This is a genomic window from Microbacterium sp. NPDC056057 (assembly GCF_042266945.1).
Taxonomy (GTDB): Bacteria; Actinomycetota; Actinomycetes; order Actinomycetales; family Microbacteriaceae; genus Microbacterium; species Microbacterium trichothecenolyticum_C.
The window spans coordinates 1,507,422-1,523,662 of sequence record NZ_JBHJWS010000001.1 but is presented as its reverse complement, the minus strand read 5'-3'; the positions used below and the strand labels follow the sequence as shown (position 1 = coordinate 1,523,662).

Sequence of the window (16,241 nt, the reverse complement as noted above, 5' to 3'; positions counted from 1 at the left end):
GACGCGCCTGTCGCTCGATCGAACTGACAACAACGCGCCGGTGCACTCGTTCCGCTACGCGGCTCCCCCGAACCCCGGCGATGACAATGCATCAAACCCCTTGTCCGGTTCTCCGCAACTGCCCACCCGAGGGCAACGCGCACGGCGGACCGAACAGCGGCAAAGCTAGACCCGCCCCCCGAGGTCCGTCAAGGGTGTGTCGTGAATTCCTCTTCGGAGGGCACATTCCATCGAGGGAATGTCCCAGCGACCGGGCGGATCGGGGTGGCCGGTGCCGGCCGGTTCAGTTCAATCCGGAGTAGGCGTGGAGGCCCTTGAAGAACATGTTGACGATCGTGAAGTTGAAGATCACCGCGGTGAAGCCGATGATCGACAGCCACGCCGAGCGCGATCCGCGCCAACCGCGCGTGGCCCGCGCGTGGATGTAGCCGGCGTAGAGGACCCAGATCACGAAGGTCCAGACTTCCTTGGTGTCGAAGCCCCAGTAGCGGCCCCACGCGTCGTTGGCCCAGATGGATCCGGCGATGAGCGTGAAGGTCCAGAAGATGAAGCCGAGGATCGCGAAACGGTAGGCCAGCGACTCGAGCGCCTCGGCGCTCGGGAGCGTCTTGAGGAAGCCCGGTCCGGTCTTCCCGGCACCGGATGCCGCGGTCTCGGCCTTCGCGAGAGCCGCGATCTTCGTCTCGCGCCGGGCCTGCATGAGCTGCAGCACCGAGAGGCCGAAGGCGAGGGCGAACAGCGCCGTCGCGAGCGAGGCGACGAAGACGTGGATGACGAGCCACACCGACTTCAGCGGGTCCATGAGGGGCACGATGTCGGTGTAGAACCAGATGGCCGTCCCGCCGAGCAGCACCACCACGAGGCCCGTGATGAAGGTGCCGAGGAATCGCAGGTCGTAGCGGAAAAGCACGCCGAGGTACACCGCGACGATGAGGAGCGTGCCGGTGAGGGCGAACTCGTACATGTTCGACCACGGCACGCGCCCCGCGGCGATGCCGCGGGTGACGTCGCCGCCGAGGTGGAAGAGGAAGCCGAGCACCGTCAGCGAGGTGCCGATGCGAGCCCAGACGAGCCGCGCGCGCTGTCCGACGGGGGCGTTGAGCGCCGCTTCCGACGCCGTCTCCTGCGCGCGCAGCTGCTCGACGATGCCGCCGCGCGAGCCTCCGCCGGCGCCACCGGCTGCGACGAGTTCGCGCTCGCGCGCGGTCTTGGCCGCGGCATCCTTCGCGTCCACGGCGACCGCGCCGCGACGGGCCAGGTCGACCGCGTACGCGATGAACGCGAGGGCGTAGATCGCGATGGCCGTCCAGACCAGCAGCACCGAGACCGAGTCGAGGGTGAGGGGGGAGGCGTCGGGCATGGCTCTCAGTCTACGTCGGGGGTGGATTCGGGCTTGGTGGGACGTTCGCCCGCGGCAGCGCGGTCGGCGAGCGACGCGAGGTGGCGCTGGGTGAACTGCTCGACCGCGCCGTCGAGCGCGGGGTCCTCGCCGCGCGCGAGGCCGGCGTATTCGAGGTGCACGGTGTGGCCCTGGCGCGTCGCCTTGACCCACATGCGCCGGCGCGGCACGAAGAGCGCGGAGATCAGGCCCGCCAGCGCGAGCACGGCGAACACCAGCACCCACGTCGCGGCGGCGTCGCGATGGATCGAGAGCGACACGTACCGCTTGACCGAGTCCTGGAAGCCGGCGGCGTCCGGTGTCTCGTTCTCGAACGTGATCGTGCCGAGGCCGTCCGGAAGATCGACGGTGTCGCCGGGCTTGAGCTCGAGCGAATCGGTGCCCGAATCGCCGCCGGCGAGCTGCGTCATCTCGCTCGGGTCGAGCGTGTACACCGACTTCGGCACACCCCCGTCGATGCCGAGGTCGCCGGCGTAGACCCAGAAGGTGAGCATCGGGTACTCGAGGTCGCCGTACACCGAGGTGTAGGCGCCGTTGGTCAGCTCCTGCGCGGTCGGATAGAAGAAGCCGACCAGGCCCACCTGCTCACGGAGGCCGTCGGGAACCTTCACGACCCCCTGCGAGGTCATGTTGTTGTCCTGCGGCAGGAACGGCACGGACTCCGAGAAGACCACGTCGCCGTCGCTGTTTCGGATCGTGATGGTCGGCGCGTAGCCGTTGCCCATCAGGTACACCTTGTCGCCCGCGATCTGCAGCGGGTGGTTGACGCGCACCTCGCCTGTTTCGGCATCGGCGTTCGGGAACTGCGTCGTCAGGTGCGCGACGAAGTCGCCGGCCTGCCCCGCGCCCTTCGCGCCGGGGGCGACGTAGGAGAGCGAGAACTCGTCGAGCGTGAGCGCGTAGGGCTGGAGGGCGTCCTCGTCGACGAACCGGCCGGGGTTGAACGACGTGTAGTCGAGCATCGTGTTGACCCACGTGCGGCCCTCGATGATGACGGTCTGCCCGGTGTAGGTGAACCCGCCGCCGATGCCGACCGCGAGCAGCACCCCGACCAGCGCGGCGTGGAACACGAGGTTGCCCGTCTCGCGCAGGTACCCGCGCTCCGCCGACACCGAAAGCGACTTCGCGCCGTCGTAGCGGGCGACGCGGTACCCCGCCTTCTTCAGTTGCTGCTGGGCGGCCTCGATGGCGGCCGTCGCTGCGGCGGCAGCATCCGTGTCGTCCTGGTACTCGAGGATCTCGGAGCGGTGCGCGTCCAGGCGAGCCAGTCGCGCGGGGGTGCGCGGCGGCTGCGCGCGCATGGCCTTGTAGTGGTGCTTGGTGCGCGGGATGACGCAGCCGACGAGCGAGACGAACAGCAGGATGTAGATCGCCGAGAACCACGGCGAGGTGTACACGTCGAACAGGCTCAGCTTGTCGAGCACCGGTGCGAGGTCGGCGTTGTCGACGAAGTACTGGCGCACGCCGTTGGGGTCGGCGCTGCGCTGCGGCACGAGCGAGCCGGGCACGGCGGCGATCGCGAGCAGCAGCAGGAGCACGAGCGCGGTGCGCATCGAGGTGAGCTGGCGCCAGCCCCAGCGCAGCCACCCGACGACGCCCAGAGCAGGCTGGTTGATGTCGGACGCCGCGGAGTCCGCGTGGTCGGAGGGCCGGAGCGGGTCGGTCACGTCGTCGGTCACTGAACCTTCCGGAGCGTCAGAGCGGGGCCGGGACACTGGCGAACACCCCCTGGAGCTGGGCCATCACGGCCGTCCAGACACCGGTCACCATGAGGAGGCCGAGAACGATGAGCACGGCGCCGCCGATGAGGTTGACGACGCGGATGTGGCGGCGCAGGAACGACACCGAGCGCGTCGCCCACCCGAATCCCAGCGTGAGGAGGAGGAACGGGATGCCGAGCCCCAGCGAGTACGCCACACCCAGGAGCGCGGCGCGCGCGGCCGAGCCCGAGTCGAAGGCCATCGTCAGGATGACGGCCAGGGTCGGGCCGATGCACGGCGCCCAGCCGATGCCGAGCGCGATGCCCAGGAGCGGCGCGCCGATCAGTCCGAGGTTGCCCCTCACCTGCGGCCGCGCGATGCGCTGCGCCATGCCGAACCACCCGATGAAGACGAGCCCCATCGCGATGATGACGACGCCGAGGATGCGCGTGATGAGGTCCTGGTATTCGAGCAGGAAGCGGCCGAGGGTGCCGCCGAGCATCGCCATGCTGACGAAGACGACGGTGAACCCCGCGATGAAGAGGAGCACTCCCAGCACCAGGCGGCCGCGCGCGGGTTCGGCGTCTGCGGTGACGGTGCCGGCCGGCGCCGGCGTCACAGCGCCGGGCTCGATCGCTGTTTCCGTCGCGCCGGCGCCGGAAACGGCGGGTTCCGCCCGGCGCTTCGACGCGCGGGCGGCAGAACCGGCTGGGCGAGCGCTCACCGCGCCGCCGATGAACCCGAGGTACCCCGGAACGAGCGGCAGCACGCACGGCGAGAGGAACGAGATGGCGCCGGCGAGGATCGCGATGGGGATGGCGATCAGGAGCGAGCCGTCGGCGACGAGGGCGCCGAGGTTCACGACTCCTCCAGGGCGTCGCGCACGATCGTCTCGAGGATCGACGCTGACGCGATCTGGCCGACCAGGCGCGCCGCGACACGGCCCTGCTTGTCGAGCACGAGCGTGACGGGCACGGCGTTGAGCGGGGTCTCGGCCGCGAAGGCGAGCTTGATCGAGCCGTCCTCGGTCGCCAGCGCGCTGGGATACTCCACCCCGTACTTCTCGGCGAACGCCTGCGATGCCGCGGCGCCGTCGTACAGGTTCACCCCGAGGAACGAGACGCCCTGGCCCTGGAACTCCGCGTCGACCGCGGCCAGCTCAGGAGCCTCGACCCGGCAGGGCGCGCAGCCGGCGTACCAGAAGTTCACGACGAGCACGTCGCCCGCATAGTCCGCGCTCGAGGTCGTGCCGCCGGTGTCGAGCACGCCCTCGAACTCCACGGGTTCGGTGCGATCGGCGGCCGGGGTCTCCTTGACGGTGAAGCCGTCGGCCGCGACGAAGCCTTTGTTGTCGCCCGAGCGGTACTGCTCGGCGAGGGGGTCGCTCGTGCACGCGGCGAGACCGGCGATCAGCCCGACGACGAGGAGAGCGGATGCTGCCGCCCGCGCCTTCCGGAACCGCTCAGTCATACCGCCCCCACATCCACCGCACCGGCCGTCGACGCCGGCTCGGCGTAGGCGGTCTCGGTCCACTTGCCGTCGACCATCTCGAAGCTCGTCACGCTCGACAGCGCGCAGCGTCGCGCGCGGGGGTCGTGCCGGAGCGGGAGCCCGGCGACCGCGAGGTGGGTGATCCAGATCGGGAGCTGGTGCGACACGATGACGACGTCGCCCGAGTCCGCAGCATCCCAAGCCTCTGTCATGGCCTTGTTCATTCGGCCCACGACGTCCGCATACGGCTCGCCCCAACTGGGCAGTGCCGGCTTGCGGAGGTGCCGCCAGTTCCAGGGATTCACGAGCGCCCGCGCCATGCGCTTGCCCTCGAAGACGTTGGTCGGCTCGATGACCCGCTCGTCGATGACCGGGGCGAGGCCGAAGAGCTCGGTGAACGGCTCGGCCGACTCCTGGGTGCGCTGCAAGGGCGAGCTCACGAGCGCCGACACGGGACGCTCGAGCGACCTGATGTACTCGGCGGCCTGCCGGGCCATGTGACGGCCGTCGGCGCTCAGCCCGTATCCGGGGAGTCGCCCGTAGAGCACGCGGGCAGGGTTGTGGACCTCCCCGTGGCGCACGAGATGAAGGCGAGCGGCGGGCACCGGCCCAGTCTACGTGGGGGTCTTCTGTGGACCGGCTGAGCGTTCTCCCAGCTTCGGCGGGCTCGCGTCAGTCGAGCTCGGGCTCGGGGCCGCCGGAGGTGCCGCGGGACTCGAGGAGGGCGCGGACCCGCACATAGAGGAACCAGGCGACCCCGATCACGGCAGCCGCGATGACGACGTACTGCAGGATGTCGGCGTACCGCTCGACGATGTGCCACGACTCCCCGAGGAAGAAGCCCGAGAACACGAAGATCGAGTTCCACACCAGGCTTCCCGCCGCGGTGAGCAGCGTGAACCGCCAGACCGGCATGCGGGTGATGCCCGCGGGGATGGAGATGAGGCTCCGGAAGATCGGGATCATGCGTCCGAAGAACACGGCCTTGCCGCCGTGGCGCCCGAACCATGCGACCGTGCGGTCGATGTCCTCCGGGTGCAGCAGCGGCACCTTGGTCGCGATCGCGCGCAGCCGCGCGATCCCGAGCCACGCGCCGAGCCCATAGAGGAGGAGGGCGCCGACGACCGATCCGACGGTGGTCCACACCAGCGCCTCGACCAGCGAGAACGACCCGCGGCTGGCCGCGAGGCCCGCCATCGGCAGGATCACCTCGCTCGGCAGCGGCGGGAACAGGTTCTCCATCGCGATCGCAATACCCGCCCCGGCGGGTCCGATCACGTCCATCAGGGAGACCGCCCAGTCCGCGAGGGCGGTGAGCCAGGAGCCGTCGGTCGTCGTCGCAGTCGTCATTCGTCGGATCCCGTCCGTCGGTGGCATTTTCGTGGCGGCGGCCGCGACTGTTCGACGCGACGCCGTCCACGCTACGGGGCGAGGATGAACGAAACCCGGGTGCAGACCCCCGGAAGGCGATGAACCTCGCGGGGCCCGCTCGAGTCAGAGCGTCGAACCGGGAACCGCGGCCGAGGCCACCATGAACGCGGCGACGAGCGACAGCACGATCAAGGCGGCTCCCACGAGCGGCACCCAGAAGGCGAGGCGTCGCTTGACCATCAGCACGATCGCCACGACCACCGTCGCGACGAGCATCACCCACGGCAGGATCATGCCCATCAGCCACCCGAGGGTGATGAGATCGACGTTGCAGTCGCGGGCGCCGCACGAATCCGACGCCATCACGAGGAAGATCCCCATGAACGACGCCAGCGTCGCCAGGACCGCGTCGGCGACCAGCAGCACGATCGTGATCACGAGGTCGAGGACCTTCACCGGCGGCTTCGCCGGCGCTGCGCCCTCGGGGGACGGCGTGTAGGCGGGGCCGCCCGGATAGGGAGGCGGCGCCGCCGCGGTCCCAGCCGGCGCAGGCTGGTCGGGTTCCGGCGTGGTCATGCCCGCATGGTAGCGGTGGGTGCGGATTTCGGCGAGAAGGCGAGTGCGGCGCGTCACCTAGACTTGTCGCTCGTGAGTGAACGCGTCCTCGTCAAGCAGCTGCAGGGTCTCCCCGACGGCCCCGTCTCCGTCTCCGGATGGGTCGAGACCGTCCGCGATCAGAAGAAGGTGCAGTTCGTCATCCTCCGTGATGAGTCCGGCGCCGTGCAGCTGGTGAACCCCGCGACGCGCCCGGCAGAAGACGGCACGGAACAGGATGCTGCGGCCCTGGCCCTCACGGACCTCATCTCGAACCTCGCCACGGGCACCTTCCTGACCGTGGCCGGCGAGCTCAAGCACGACGAGCGCGTGAAGCTCGGCGGCGTCGAGATCAAGATCGATGCGCTCGACATCGCGGCGGCCGCCCTCCCCGAGACGCCCATCGCGGCGGACTCGGGTCTCGACAAGCGCATGGACTGGCGCTTCCTCGACCTGCGCCAGCGCCGCAACAACCTCGTCTTCCGCGTGCAGACGACCCTCGAGCACGCCTTCCGCTCGTACTGGATCGAGCGCGACTACATCGAGGTGCACTCCCCCAAGCTCATGGCCTCGGCATCCGAGTCCAACGCCGAGCTGTTCGAGGTGCCGTACTTCGAGGACAAGACCGCGTACCTCGCGCAGTCGCCGCAGTTCTTCAAGCAGATGGCGCAGGTCGCCGGCTTCGGCAAGATCTTCGAGATCGCCCCCGCCTTCCGCGCCGACCCGTCGTTCACGTCGCGCCACGCGACCGAGTTCACCTCGGTCGACGCCGAGATCAGCTGGATCGACTCCCACGAGGACGTCGCGCGCATGCAGGAGGAACTCCTGCAGACCGCGTTCCAGGCCGTGAAGGACAAGCACGGCGCCGAGATCGAGGAGCTGTTCGGCCTCGAGGTGCAGGTGCCCGCGATCCCGTTCCCCCGCATCCCGCTGGCCGAAGCCCGCGAGATCGTGAAGAGCCGCGGTTACGAGATCCCCCGCACCGACGGCGACCTCGACCCCGAAGGCGAGCGCCAGATCTCCGCGTACGTCGAGGAGACCTACGGCCACCAGTTCGTCTTCGTCACCGACTACCACCCCGAGATCCGCGCGTTCTACCACATGCGCGACGAGGAGACCGGGCTCACCAAGTCCTACGACCTCCTCTTCAAGGGCGTGGAGATCACCACGGGCGCGCAGCGCGAGCACCGCGTCGACGTGCTGATCGAGCAGGCCAAGGAGAAGGGTCTCGGGGCCGAGCACCTCGACTTCTACTTCGACTTCTTCCGCTACGGGGCCCCGCCCCACGGCGGGTTCGGCATGGGCCTTGCGCGCGTGCTCATGCTGCTGCTCGGCCAGGACTCGATCCGCGAGGTCACCTACCTCTTCCGAGGACCCACGCGCCTCGCCCCCTGACGCGCCGGCGGCGCACCGCCTGGCGGCTAGGGTGAGTCGCATGGCGATCGAGGGTCTGTTCAACTTCCGCGACACCGGCGGGATGCCGCTGACCTCGGGCGGCGTGATCCGCAGCGGCGTCCTCTACCGTTCGGCCGCGCTCAACGCGCTCACCGACGACGGACTCGCGCAGCTCGCCGACACGGCGGTAGGCGTGATCGCCGACTTCCGCACCCCCGTCGAACAGCAGATGGCCCCCGACCGGGTTCCGGTGTCACGCCCGTTCCGCGTCGAGTCGCTCACCCTCCTCGAGGGCGCCCTGCCTCAGCCCGCCGTCGGTCCCGATGCCACGGCGGTGCCGGAGTCGTTCGCGACGGTGCTGGCGCAGCTGCCGACTCTCGGCGAGCTGTACCTGTCGATGCTCGCCCACGGCGCCGGCACCTTCGCCGGGGTGGCACGCCTCGTCGGCGCATCCACCGACGACGAGCCGACGGCGGTGCTCGTGCACTGCACCGCGGGCAAGGATCGCACGGGAGTGGCGGTCGCCCTGATGCTCGACGCCGCGGGCGCGGAGCGCGACGCGATCGTCGCCGACTACGCGTCCTCGCAGACGAATCTCGCCGGCCCCTGGGCCGACGGCATGCTCGGCACCCTGACGGCGATGGGCGTGCCGATCACGGATTCCCTGCGCACCCTCGTGACCGAGACGCCTCCCGCCGCGATCGAGCAGGCGCTCACGTGGATCGACGCCCAGGGCGGATCCGCCGCCTACCTGCAGTCGGGCGGTCTCACCGACGACGAGCTCGACGCACTCCGGGCACGCCTGACGGCGTGAGCCGCAGCATCCGTCATCCGAGGGGGGAGCCAGGACGCCGCCGACGGCCCCTTCCCGTGGAGCCCGGGCGCCGATAGCGTGAACGCGACGCGCAGCGCCGGGGTGCGCAGCATCCGTTCGCATCCCACATCGATCGAGGGGGCTCCGATGGCGGGCAAGTTCGAACTGTGGACCGACAAGGGCGGAGACTGGCGCTTCAACCTGAAGGCGTCGAACGGACAGGTGATCGCGACCAGTCAGGGGTACTCGTCGAAGGCGAGCGCACTGAACGGCATCGAGTCGGTCAAGACGAACGCGCCCGGCGCGGAGGTCGAAGAGATCGAGAAGTGACGCCGGTCCGTCAGCGTGCGGCGGTCAGCGCCGCACGCAGGCGGTCGGGCGACACGCGCCAGTGCCCGTGCAGCTCGCCGTCGATGAGCACCACGGGGATCTTCTCCCACCACGTCGCGTAGAGGGAGGGTTCGTCGGCGATCGAGAGCTCCTGGACGTCGACCGCGTCCTCGGGCAGCTCCGCCACGACGGTCTCGACGACCTCGCGTGCGACGTCGCACAGGTGGCAGTCGGGCTTGCCGATGAGGGTGACGGTCCTCACGGGCGCCGTCAGGCCTCGACCGGGAAGCCGGCCGCGATCCACTCGTTGGTGCCGCCGTCGACGTTGGTGACGTCGTAGCCGCGCGCCTCGAGAGCCTCGACCACGCGACCCGAACGGCCGCCGATCGCGCAGATGACGTCGAACGCGCCGTCGGGCAGCTCGTCGAGGCGACCGCCGATGACCGACATCGGGATGTTGACCGCGCCGGGCACGTGTCCTGCGGCGTACTCGTCGACCTCGCGCACGTCGATGAGCGGGGTCTCGACGCGCTCGTGCAGCTGCTGGACGGTGATGGACTTCATGACGGCCTCTCGGGTCGCGGGCTCTGCGGGCACGGATACACGAAGCGCCCGTCCGGAGACAGGCGCTTGGTGCGGATGCCGCTTACTTCTTGTTGCGGCGCTGGTGGCGAGTCTTGCGAAGCAGCTTGCGGTGCTTCTTCTTCGCCATGCGCTTGCGGCGCTTCTTGATGACAGAACCCACGGAAAACCTCACTAGATCGGGGTCTGGACGCGGTTTGGCCGCGCCCGGGAACGGGGCAAAAGGAAAAATGCCTCGGAACAGTCTAGCCGACGTCGGCGATCGGCCGTTGCAGAGCCTCGGTGACCGCGGACTCGGGCACGCGGTAGCTGCGGCCGAACCGCACCGCGGGCAGCTCGCCCGAGTGTACGAGGCGGTAGACCGTCATCTTCGAGACCCGCATCAACTCGGCGACCTCGGCCACCGTGAGGAAGCGCACGTCCGGCAGTTCAGCCATGTCGATCCCCTTCCCCAGAAGTGCTGCAGTCACTCTAGAACGCGCGCGACCCGCGTGTAAACACAGAGACTGGTGTGAATCCTGTGACAAGTGATACCCGTGGGGCGATCACATCTCGGGTCGCTGACGGGTGCGTCGATCGCGGGCCTCGCGGGCGGCCTGGCGCTCGAGCCTGTGGGCGTCGCGTAGCACCTTCTCGGCGTCGCGCACCGCCTTGCGCGCCTCGCGGAACTTCTTGTCGTCGGCGATGTCGGCGTCGTCCCGCTCGACCCACGACTGCGGGCGCTCCCGGCGTCCGTCGCCGGTCGCGGCGATGTAGTCGCTGACCCCTTCGAGGCCGCGGGCGAGGGCGAACGAGAAGGGATCCGACTCGTCGAGGAAGGCGCCGGCCTCGATCGCGGCGCGAAGCTCGGGGTACGCGTCGGCCGTGATGAGGGTGCGGAACATCGCGTCCTCGCTGCGGCTGATGGCCTGGCCGTCGACACCCCTCTCGCGCTCGACTCGCGCGTAGCCCGCGAGGATCGTGCCGGCCCAGTGCGCGGTGCCGGTGACCAGCAGCATGACAGCGAGGCGCTCCGTGTAGGTGAGGTCGGTCTCGGCGAGCGCGCTCAGTCCGGCGTCCATCCACGCGGCGCTGTTCGGCGTCGCCGGCACCCCCGAGATCGGGATGTCGAGCACCCACGGGTGCGTGAGGTAGTTCTGCAGCTGCTCGCGGTACAGCGCCTCGAGCCGCTCGCGCCATCCGCCGGCCGTCCGCGTCGCCTCCGAGGGGGCGCCGGTCGCCTCCTCCTGCATCAGCAGGATGAGGTCTTCCTTCGCGTTGACGTAGCGGTAGAGCGACATCGGCGTGAAGCCCAGTCGAGCCGCCACGGCGGCCATCGACACCGCGCCGAGGCCCTCGGCATCCGCGATGTCCACCGCCGCCTCCACGATGCGCTCGACGCTCATCTCGCGCTTGGGGCCGCGCTGCGGGTTGGCGGCCACGCCCCACGCGAGGGCGATCCCCCGCGGAAGCTCGGGCTCGACTGCATCCGTCATGGCGTCAGTCTAAGACTGTTTATTCCGTAAACAGTGTGTTAGCGTCATAAACAGTTACTGGCATAAACAGTTTCTCCCCTACACGATTTGACGGAAGGATGCTCGCGATGATCCCCACACCTCCTCCACACGCCGCTGGCGCGTCGCGCGGAGCCTCTCGGCGCGTGGGCCCAGAACCCGCCATCGACGTCCGCGGGCTCGGCAAGAGCTTCGGGCGCTCCCTCGTCCTCGATCGCCTCGATCTCACCGTCGAACGCGGCGAGATCTTCGCCCTCCTCGGCGCGAACGGCGCGGGCAAGACGACGACCATCTCGATCCTCACGACGCTGCTGAGCCCCGATGCCGGCGTCGCGCGCGTGGCAGGGCACGATGTCGCGACGGATCCGGACGCGGTGCGCGGGCGCATCGCGCTCACCGGGCAGTCCGCCGCGGTGGACGACATGCTCACCGGCGTCGAGAACCTCGTCATGCTGGGGCGCCTGTCAGGACTGTCGCCGCGGGCCGCGAAGCTGCGCGCGGCCGAGCTTCTGGAACGCTTCGCGCTCACGGATGCTGCCACCCGCCGCGTGAGCACCTACTCCGGCGGCATGCGCCGACGTCTCGACCTCGCCCTCAGCTTCGTCGTCGTGCCCGAGGTGCTGTTCCTCGACGAGCCCACCACCGGCGTCGACCCGCGCAGTCGCCGCGACCTGTGGGACGTCATCCGGTCGCTCGCGAGCGCCGGCACCACCGTGTTCCTCACGACTCAGTACCTCGAGGAGGCGGATCAGCTCGCCGGCCGCATCGCCGTCCTCGACGGCGGCCGCATCGTCGCGACCGGTACCCCCGGCGAACTCAAGGCGCTCGTGGGCACCGACACCGTCGTGCTCACCGGCGCCGACGGCGAGGTGCTGCGCGAGATCCCCACCGACGGGTCGATCGACGGCCTCCGCTCGGCGATGGATCAGCTCGGCGACGGGGTGCCCGGCGCCGAGGTCACGCTGCGACGGCCCACCCTCGACGACGTCTTCCTGTCCCTCACCGGCGCATCCCACGCCCCCGCCGCCAAGGAGCTCGCATGACCACGACCGCCATCGCCCCTCGCCCGCGGCTGCGCGGCTTCACCGCCGAGTCGGTGTTCGTCGGCCGCAGCCTCACGCAGTCGCTGCGCGACGGCGAATCGCTCAGCATGTCGATCCTGCTGCCGGTGATGCTCATGCTGCTGTTCACGTTCGTGTTCGGCGGCGCGATCGAGCCCGGCGGGGCCTACGTCGACTACGTCGTGCCCGGCATCATCCTGCTCTGCGCAGGCTTCGGGGCCGCGACGACCGCGACCTACGTCGCGCGCGACATGTCCAGCGGCATCATCGACCGCTTCCGCACGATGCCGCTGCGCAGCGGCGCCGTGCTCACGGGTCACGTCGTGGCGAGCCTCGCCCGCAACCTCGTCGCGACCGCCGTCGTCATCGGCGTCGGGCTCCTCGTCGGGTTCCGCCCGCACGCCGACCTCCTCGCGTGGATCGGCGCGGCCGGACTCATCGCGCTGTACATCCTCGCGATCACGTATCTGTTCGCCTCGATCGGCCTGGCGGCCGGCAGCCCCGAGGCGGCGTCCGGCTACGGGTTCATCATCCTGTTCCTGCCGTACCTCTCGAGCGCCTTCGTGCCGGTCGAGACCATGCCGGAGTGGCTGCAGTCGGTCGCCGAGAACCAGCCGATCACCCCGATCATCGAGACCCTCCGCGGCCTCCTCATGGGTACCGACCTCGGCAGCGAGCCGTGGTGGGCCATCGGCTGGTGCCTCGCGATCGTCGCGATCTCGGCGGTGTGGGGCGCGTGGCTCTTCGGCCGCAAGAGTCGTCGCCACTGACGCGTGACGAGACGAAGACGGATGCTGCGGGCCGCAGCTGGGCCCACGCGCCCGGAGGCTCCGCTCGACGCGTCAGCGGCGAGTGGAGGGGGCGTGGGGACCGTGTTCTCACAGGTCAGCGGCCGGGGAGGCGCTTGAAGGCGTTCTCGAGGGCGTGCTTGGCTGACGCGGCGGCACGGCCGACGACCTCGGCCGCGTGGGCGGCGGAGTCGGTCAAGGCTGCTCCGGCGGTGTCGCCCGCGTCCACGCCGTCGTCGTCGAGGAAAGGCACGAGCCAGTCGTCGACCTCGTCGAGGGGTGCGGCGGAGAGGCTGTAATAACGGTGCTGGCCCTCTTCGCGCACCGACACCAGGTGGGCGTCACGCAGGACCTTGAGGTGCTTCGAGACGGTCGGCTGGCTGGCGCCGAGTTCGGTCACGATGTGCGACACGCTGGTGCCGCGCTCTCCGGCGGATGATCGATCGAGCAGCAGTCGCAGGATGTCGCGACGCGTTCCGTCTGCGATCACGTCGAAGATGTCCGCCATGTGCTCAGATTAGTCGGGAGCCCAGCGGAGTACCATGAGCGAGACCGCCGGGCCGCCCGCACGAGGACCGTTCGCACCAGGAGGAACCCCGTATGACGGATGGCAGGCGCGCCGCCCCCGTCTCAGGCATGAGCCCGTTGCGCGCCCTCGGCCACGGGTTCATGGAGTTCTTCCGGGATCTCACCCAGCGCTCCCCCGCCCGGTTCGCGATCCTCATCTTCCTGTCGCTGATCCTCGTCTTCACGGGGCTCTTCTCACTCCCCGTCGCCGCCGCGAACGGGCAGGTCACCCCGTTCGCCGACGCGTTCTTCACGGCCGTGTCGACGATCTGCGTCACCGGCCTCGCGACCGTCGACATGGCGACGCACTGGTCGCCGTTCGGGCACGTGCTCGTGTTCGTCGGCGTTCAGATCGGTGCGCTCGGCGTGCTGACGCTCGCCTCGATCCTCGGCCTGGTGATCTCGCGGCGCCTCGGCCTGCGCGCGAAGCTCATCGCGGCGAGCGACTCGAATCCCCTCCGCACGCACGGCGGACCGGTCAACGAGGGCCAGACGGTGCAGCTCGGCCAGATCGGCAGCCTGCTCGCGACGGTGGCCCTGTCCACCCTGGTGATCGAGACGATCATCGCGATCCTGCTGTACCCCGGACTCATCGTCGCGGGCGTGCCGTGGGACGTCGCCCTCTGGGAGGCGCCGTTCTATGCGGCGATGTCGTTCACGAACACGGGGTTCACCCCGAACGCGGAGGGCCTCGCGCCGTTCCGCCACGACTACTTCTTCCTCACCGTGCTCATGGCCGGCGTGTTCCTCGGCTCCATCGGATTCCCGGTGATCTACACCCTCCTCCGCCAGCGGTGGCGGGTGCGACGCTGGTCGCTGCACGCGAAGCTCACCGTCATCACCACGGTCGGCCTGTTCTTCCTCGGCGGCGTCGTGTTCCTCGTTCTCGAGTACGACAACCTCCTCACCCTCGGCACGAACGACGCGTGGGACACGACGTTCCAGGCGTTCTTCCTGTCGGCGATGACCAGATCCGGCGGCTTCGCGATCCTCGACATCGGCGAGCTGAACCAGTCCAGCCTGCTGGTCGCGTGCATGCTCATGTTCGTCGGCGGCGGCTCGGCGTCGACCGCGGGTGGCATCAAGGTCACCACGCTCGCCGTCATCGCCCTCGCGGTGATCTCGGAGGCGAAGGGGCGCGCGTCGAACCAGGTGTTCGGCCGGCGCATCCCCAGCGACGTGCTGCGGGTCGCCCTCTCGGTCGTCGCCTGGGGATCGACGATCGTCGCGATCTCGACGATCATCATCACGCAGATCACGAAGGCCGATCTCGGCGACGTGCTCTTCGACGTGATCTCGGGGTTCGCCACCGTCGGCTTGTCGACCGGACTCACCGCCGAACTCCCGGATCCCGCGGTCTACGTGCTCGCGATCACGATCGTCATGGGCCGCGTTGGTACAGTGACACTCGCCGCGGCGGTGGCCGCGTCATCCCGATCGCAGCTGTACTCGCTGCCCGTGGAAAGGCCGATCGTTGGTTGAGCGGATGAGGGGCGATGCGCCCGTTCTCGTGATCGGACTCGGGCGCTTCGGCGCCGCCTGCGCGGGTGAGCTCGACCGGCTCGACCGCGAAGTGCTCGCCATCGACGACAACCTCGATCTCGTGCAGAAGTGGTCGGAGCGCGTCACTCACACCGTCCAGGCGGACGCCCGCAACATCGATGCGCTGAAGCAGATCGGCGCCCAGGACTTCTCGGTCGCCGTCGTCGCGGTCGGCTCGTCGATCGAGGCATCCGTCCTCATCACCGCCAACCTGGTCGACCTCAAGGTGCCGCAGATCTGGGCCAAGGCGGTCTCGCAGTCGCACGGCAAGATCCTCGCCCGCGTCGGCGCGAACCATGTGATCTACCCCGAGCGCGAGGCCGGCGAGCGCGTCGCGCACCTCGTGAGCGGCCGCATGCTCGACTTCATCCGGTTCGACGACGACTTCGCCCTCGCGAAGCTCTACCCGCCGAAGTTCATCCGTGGCGTCGGCCTCAACGAGTCGGGCGTGCGCACGAAGTACAACGTGACGGTCGTGGGCGTGAAGAGCCCGGGCAAGCCGTTCCGCTACGCCGAGGCGAACACCGTGGTCACCAACCACGACCTCATCATCGTGTCGGGCACCAACTCCGACATCGAGCGCTTCGCGTCCCTCGAGCGCTGATCGGCCGCACCCCGCGCGGATGTCGCCGGGCGGAGGCAGACTGGCGGCATGAGCGATCGAGAGAGCATCATCGCGGATGCCCGGCGCTGGCTCGACGGCTATCGCCGGGCCTGGGCGTCCAATGACGCCGACGACATCCGCGCCATCTTCACCGACGGCGCCGAGTATCGGTACGAGCCGTGGGTCGAGCCGCTGCGCGGCCAGGACGCGATCGTGGCGTCCTGGCTCGACCGGCAGGATGAACCCGGGTCCTGGAGCTTCGAGGGCCGTGTGGTCGGCGTCGACGGGCGCCTCGCGTTCATCCAGGGCGAGACGACGTACACGTCGGGCCGCCGCTACAGCAATCTCTGGATGGTGACGCTGGCCGACGACGGTCGCGCGGACTCGTTCACCGAGTGGTGGATGGACCGGTCGAAGGCGAGCTGAACTCGCGACGGGCTGCGGGCTCGCCATTTCGATCGTTACAAACAGATCCTTGTTCGCGCTCACAGTGAGCGATAACATTCCCCG

General features: G+C 69.5%; 21 protein-coding genes. 8 read left to right on the top strand and 13 right to left on the bottom strand.

Features of this window, described 5'->3' with window-relative positions:
• Nucleotides 1–283 precede the first annotated feature (283 nt).
• The 7 genes from ccsB to ACFC1K_RS06450 all read right to left on the bottom strand — a co-directional run bounded on the left by ccsB (nt 284) and on the right by ACFC1K_RS06450 (nt 6,537).
• Nucleotides 284–1,360, bottom strand: a complete 1,077-nt coding sequence (gene ccsB, locus ACFC1K_RS06480) for a c-type cytochrome biogenesis protein CcsB (protein WP_375870931.1) — start codon at nt 1,358–1,360, stop codon at nt 284–286.
• Nucleotides 1,361–1,365: 5 nt separating this feature from the next.
• Nucleotides 1,366–3,078 (bottom strand): cytochrome c biogenesis protein ResB, encoded by a 1,713-nt coding sequence (locus ACFC1K_RS06475; protein ID WP_375870930.1) that lies wholly within the window; start codon nt 3,076–3,078, stop codon nt 1,366–1,368.
• 16 nt (nt 3,079–3,094) lie between these two features.
• Nucleotides 3,095–3,961, bottom strand: coding sequence for a cytochrome c biogenesis CcdA family protein (locus ACFC1K_RS06470; protein ID WP_375870929.1), 867 nt, complete (start codon nt 3,959–3,961; stop codon nt 3,095–3,097).
• Entirely contained in the window at nt 3,958–4,569 is a 612-nt protein-coding gene (locus ACFC1K_RS06465) for a TlpA family protein disulfide reductase (protein WP_375870928.1), read from the bottom strand. The genes ACFC1K_RS06470 and ACFC1K_RS06465 overlap by 4 nt, the downstream gene beginning before the upstream one ends.
• Nucleotides 4,566–5,195 (bottom strand): histidine phosphatase family protein, encoded by a 630-nt coding sequence (locus tag ACFC1K_RS06460; protein ID WP_375870927.1) that lies wholly within the window; start codon nt 5,193–5,195, stop codon nt 4,566–4,568. Before ACFC1K_RS06460 ends, ACFC1K_RS06465 begins: the two co-directional genes overlap by 4 nt.
• A gap of 67 nt (nt 5,196–5,262) precedes the next feature.
• Nucleotides 5,263–5,940 (bottom strand): DedA family protein, encoded by a 678-nt coding sequence (locus tag ACFC1K_RS06455; RefSeq protein ID WP_310249969.1) that lies wholly within the window; start codon nt 5,938–5,940, stop codon nt 5,263–5,265.
• 144 nt (nt 5,941–6,084) lie between these two features.
• Nucleotides 6,085–6,537: a DUF6264 family protein gene (locus tag ACFC1K_RS06450; protein ID WP_375870926.1), complete on the bottom strand. Its 453-nt coding sequence runs from the start codon at nt 6,535–6,537 to the stop codon at nt 6,085–6,087.
• Nucleotides 6,538–6,609: 72 nt separating this feature from the next.
• On the opposite strand from ACFC1K_RS06450, the gene aspS reads away from it, so the two are divergent.
• From aspS to ACFC1K_RS06435, 3 genes are all read left to right on the top strand, one after another.
• Complete coding sequence (gene aspS / locus ACFC1K_RS06445) at nt 6,610–7,950, top strand: aspartate--tRNA(Asn) ligase (RefSeq protein WP_375870925.1); 1,341 nt, start codon at nt 6,610–6,612, stop codon at nt 7,948–7,950.
• 40 nt (nt 7,951–7,990) lie between these two features.
• Complete coding sequence (locus ACFC1K_RS06440) at nt 7,991–8,764, top strand: tyrosine-protein phosphatase (protein ID WP_375870924.1); 774 nt, start codon at nt 7,991–7,993, stop codon at nt 8,762–8,764.
• Nucleotides 8,765–8,911: 147 nt separating this feature from the next.
• Nucleotides 8,912–9,094 carry a YegP family protein gene (locus tag ACFC1K_RS06435; protein ID WP_310285340.1) on the top strand — a complete coding sequence of 61 codons (183 nt, stop codon included), beginning with the start codon at nt 8,912–8,914 and terminating at the stop codon, nt 9,092–9,094.
• Between the two features lie 10 nt (nt 9,095–9,104).
• On the opposite strand, the gene ACFC1K_RS06430 is transcribed toward ACFC1K_RS06435, so the two are convergent.
• The 5 genes from ACFC1K_RS06430 to ACFC1K_RS06410 form a co-directional block, all read right to left on the bottom strand.
• Nucleotides 9,105–9,356, bottom strand: a complete 252-nt coding sequence (locus tag ACFC1K_RS06430; protein WP_375870923.1) for a glutaredoxin family protein — start codon at nt 9,354–9,356, stop codon at nt 9,105–9,107.
• Nucleotides 9,357–9,364: 8 nt separating this feature from the next.
• Nucleotides 9,365–9,658 carry a rhodanese-like domain-containing protein gene (locus ACFC1K_RS06425; protein ID WP_310285344.1) on the bottom strand — a complete coding sequence of 98 codons (294 nt, stop codon included), beginning with the start codon at nt 9,656–9,658 and terminating at the stop codon, nt 9,365–9,367.
• Nucleotides 9,659–9,740: 82 nt separating this feature from the next.
• A complete protein-coding gene (locus ACFC1K_RS06420; protein WP_003792170.1) occupies nt 9,741–9,839 on the bottom strand; it encodes a 30S ribosomal protein bS22 in 99 nt (32 codons plus the stop codon).
• Between the two features lie 82 nt (nt 9,840–9,921).
• Nucleotides 9,922–10,113 (bottom strand): helix-turn-helix domain-containing protein, encoded by a 192-nt coding sequence (locus tag ACFC1K_RS06415; protein ID WP_019182077.1) that lies wholly within the window; start codon nt 10,111–10,113, stop codon nt 9,922–9,924.
• A gap of 108 nt (nt 10,114–10,221) precedes the next feature.
• On the bottom strand, nt 10,222–11,151 hold the full coding sequence (locus ACFC1K_RS06410; RefSeq protein WP_375870922.1) for a TetR/AcrR family transcriptional regulator: 930 nt from the start codon (nt 11,149–11,151) through the stop codon (nt 10,222–10,224).
• A gap of 164 nt (nt 11,152–11,315) precedes the next feature.
• On the opposite strand from ACFC1K_RS06410, the gene ACFC1K_RS06405 reads away from it, so the two are divergent.
• Nucleotides 11,316–12,212, top strand: coding sequence for an ATP-binding cassette domain-containing protein (locus ACFC1K_RS06405; RefSeq protein ID WP_375870921.1), 897 nt, complete (start codon nt 11,316–11,318; stop codon nt 12,210–12,212).
• The gene (locus tag ACFC1K_RS06400; protein WP_375870920.1) at nt 12,209–13,000 is read left to right on the top strand and encodes an ABC transporter permease; all 792 of its coding nucleotides are present in this window, start codon (nt 12,209–12,211) and stop codon (nt 12,998–13,000) included. The genes ACFC1K_RS06405 and ACFC1K_RS06400 overlap by 4 nt, the downstream gene beginning before the upstream one ends.
• A 115-nt stretch (nt 13,001–13,115) precedes the next feature.
• On the opposite strand, the gene ACFC1K_RS06395 is transcribed toward ACFC1K_RS06400, so the two are convergent.
• Nucleotides 13,116–13,526, bottom strand: coding sequence for a metalloregulator ArsR/SmtB family transcription factor (locus ACFC1K_RS06395; RefSeq protein ID WP_310285352.1), 411 nt, complete (start codon nt 13,524–13,526; stop codon nt 13,116–13,118).
• Nucleotides 13,527–13,654: 128 nt separating this feature from the next.
• Here ACFC1K_RS06395 and ACFC1K_RS06390 point away from each other — a divergent pair, with 128 nt between their 5' ends.
• From ACFC1K_RS06390 to ACFC1K_RS06380, 3 genes are read left to right on the top strand one after another with little or no spacing between them, the layout of a single operon-like run.
• On the top strand, nt 13,655–15,067 hold the full coding sequence (locus tag ACFC1K_RS06390) for a TrkH family potassium uptake protein (RefSeq protein WP_375871160.1): 1,413 nt from the start codon (nt 13,655–13,657) through the stop codon (nt 15,065–15,067).
• 4 nt (nt 15,068–15,071) lie between these two features.
• Nucleotides 15,072–15,731: a TrkA family potassium uptake protein gene (locus tag ACFC1K_RS06385; protein ID WP_374226639.1), complete on the top strand. Its 660-nt coding sequence runs from the start codon at nt 15,072–15,074 to the stop codon at nt 15,729–15,731.
• Between the two features lie 48 nt (nt 15,732–15,779).
• A complete protein-coding gene (locus tag ACFC1K_RS06380; RefSeq protein ID WP_375870919.1) occupies nt 15,780–16,157 on the top strand; it encodes a YybH family protein in 378 nt (125 codons plus the stop codon).
• The last annotated feature ends 84 nt before the right edge of the window (nt 16,158–16,241 follow it).

Coding starts and splice junctions, on each gene's coding strand:
- ACFC1K_RS06415 (WP_019182077.1), bottom strand. CDS start 10,113: ATGGCTGAACTGCCGGACGTGCGCTTCCTCACGGTGGCCGAGGTCGCC.
- ACFC1K_RS06385 (WP_374226639.1), top strand. CDS start 15,072: ATGAGGGGCGATGCGCCCGTTCTCGTGATCGGACTCGGGCGCTTCGGC.
- ACFC1K_RS06395 (WP_310285352.1), bottom strand. CDS start 13,526: ATGGCGGACATCTTCGACGTGATCGCAGACGGAACGCGTCGCGACATC.
- ccsB (WP_375870931.1), bottom strand. CDS start 1,360: ATGCCCGACGCCTCCCCCCTCACCCTCGACTCGGTCTCGGTGCTGCTG.
- ACFC1K_RS06465 (WP_375870928.1), bottom strand. CDS start 4,569: ATGACTGAGCGGTTCCGGAAGGCGCGGGCGGCAGCATCCGCTCTCCTC.
- ACFC1K_RS06455 (WP_310249969.1), bottom strand. CDS start 5,940: ATGACGACTGCGACGACGACCGACGGCTCCTGGCTCACCGCCCTCGCG.
- ACFC1K_RS06435 (WP_310285340.1), top strand. CDS start 8,912: ATGGCGGGCAAGTTCGAACTGTGGACCGACAAGGGCGGAGACTGGCGC.
- ACFC1K_RS06440 (WP_375870924.1), top strand. CDS start 7,991: ATGGCGATCGAGGGTCTGTTCAACTTCCGCGACACCGGCGGGATGCCG.
- ACFC1K_RS06425 (WP_310285344.1), bottom strand. CDS start 9,658: ATGAAGTCCATCACCGTCCAGCAGCTGCACGAGCGCGTCGAGACCCCG.
- ACFC1K_RS06410 (WP_375870922.1), bottom strand. CDS start 11,151: ATGACGGATGCAGTCGAGCCCGAGCTTCCGCGGGGGATCGCCCTCGCG.
- ACFC1K_RS06390 (WP_375871160.1), top strand. CDS start 13,655: ATGAGCCCGTTGCGCGCCCTCGGCCACGGGTTCATGGAGTTCTTCCGG.
- ACFC1K_RS06450 (WP_375870926.1), bottom strand. CDS start 6,537: ATGACCACGCCGGAACCCGACCAGCCTGCGCCGGCTGGGACCGCGGCG.
- ACFC1K_RS06400 (WP_375870920.1), top strand. CDS start 12,209: ATGACCACGACCGCCATCGCCCCTCGCCCGCGGCTGCGCGGCTTCACC.
- ACFC1K_RS06380 (WP_375870919.1), top strand. CDS start 15,780: ATGAGCGATCGAGAGAGCATCATCGCGGATGCCCGGCGCTGGCTCGAC.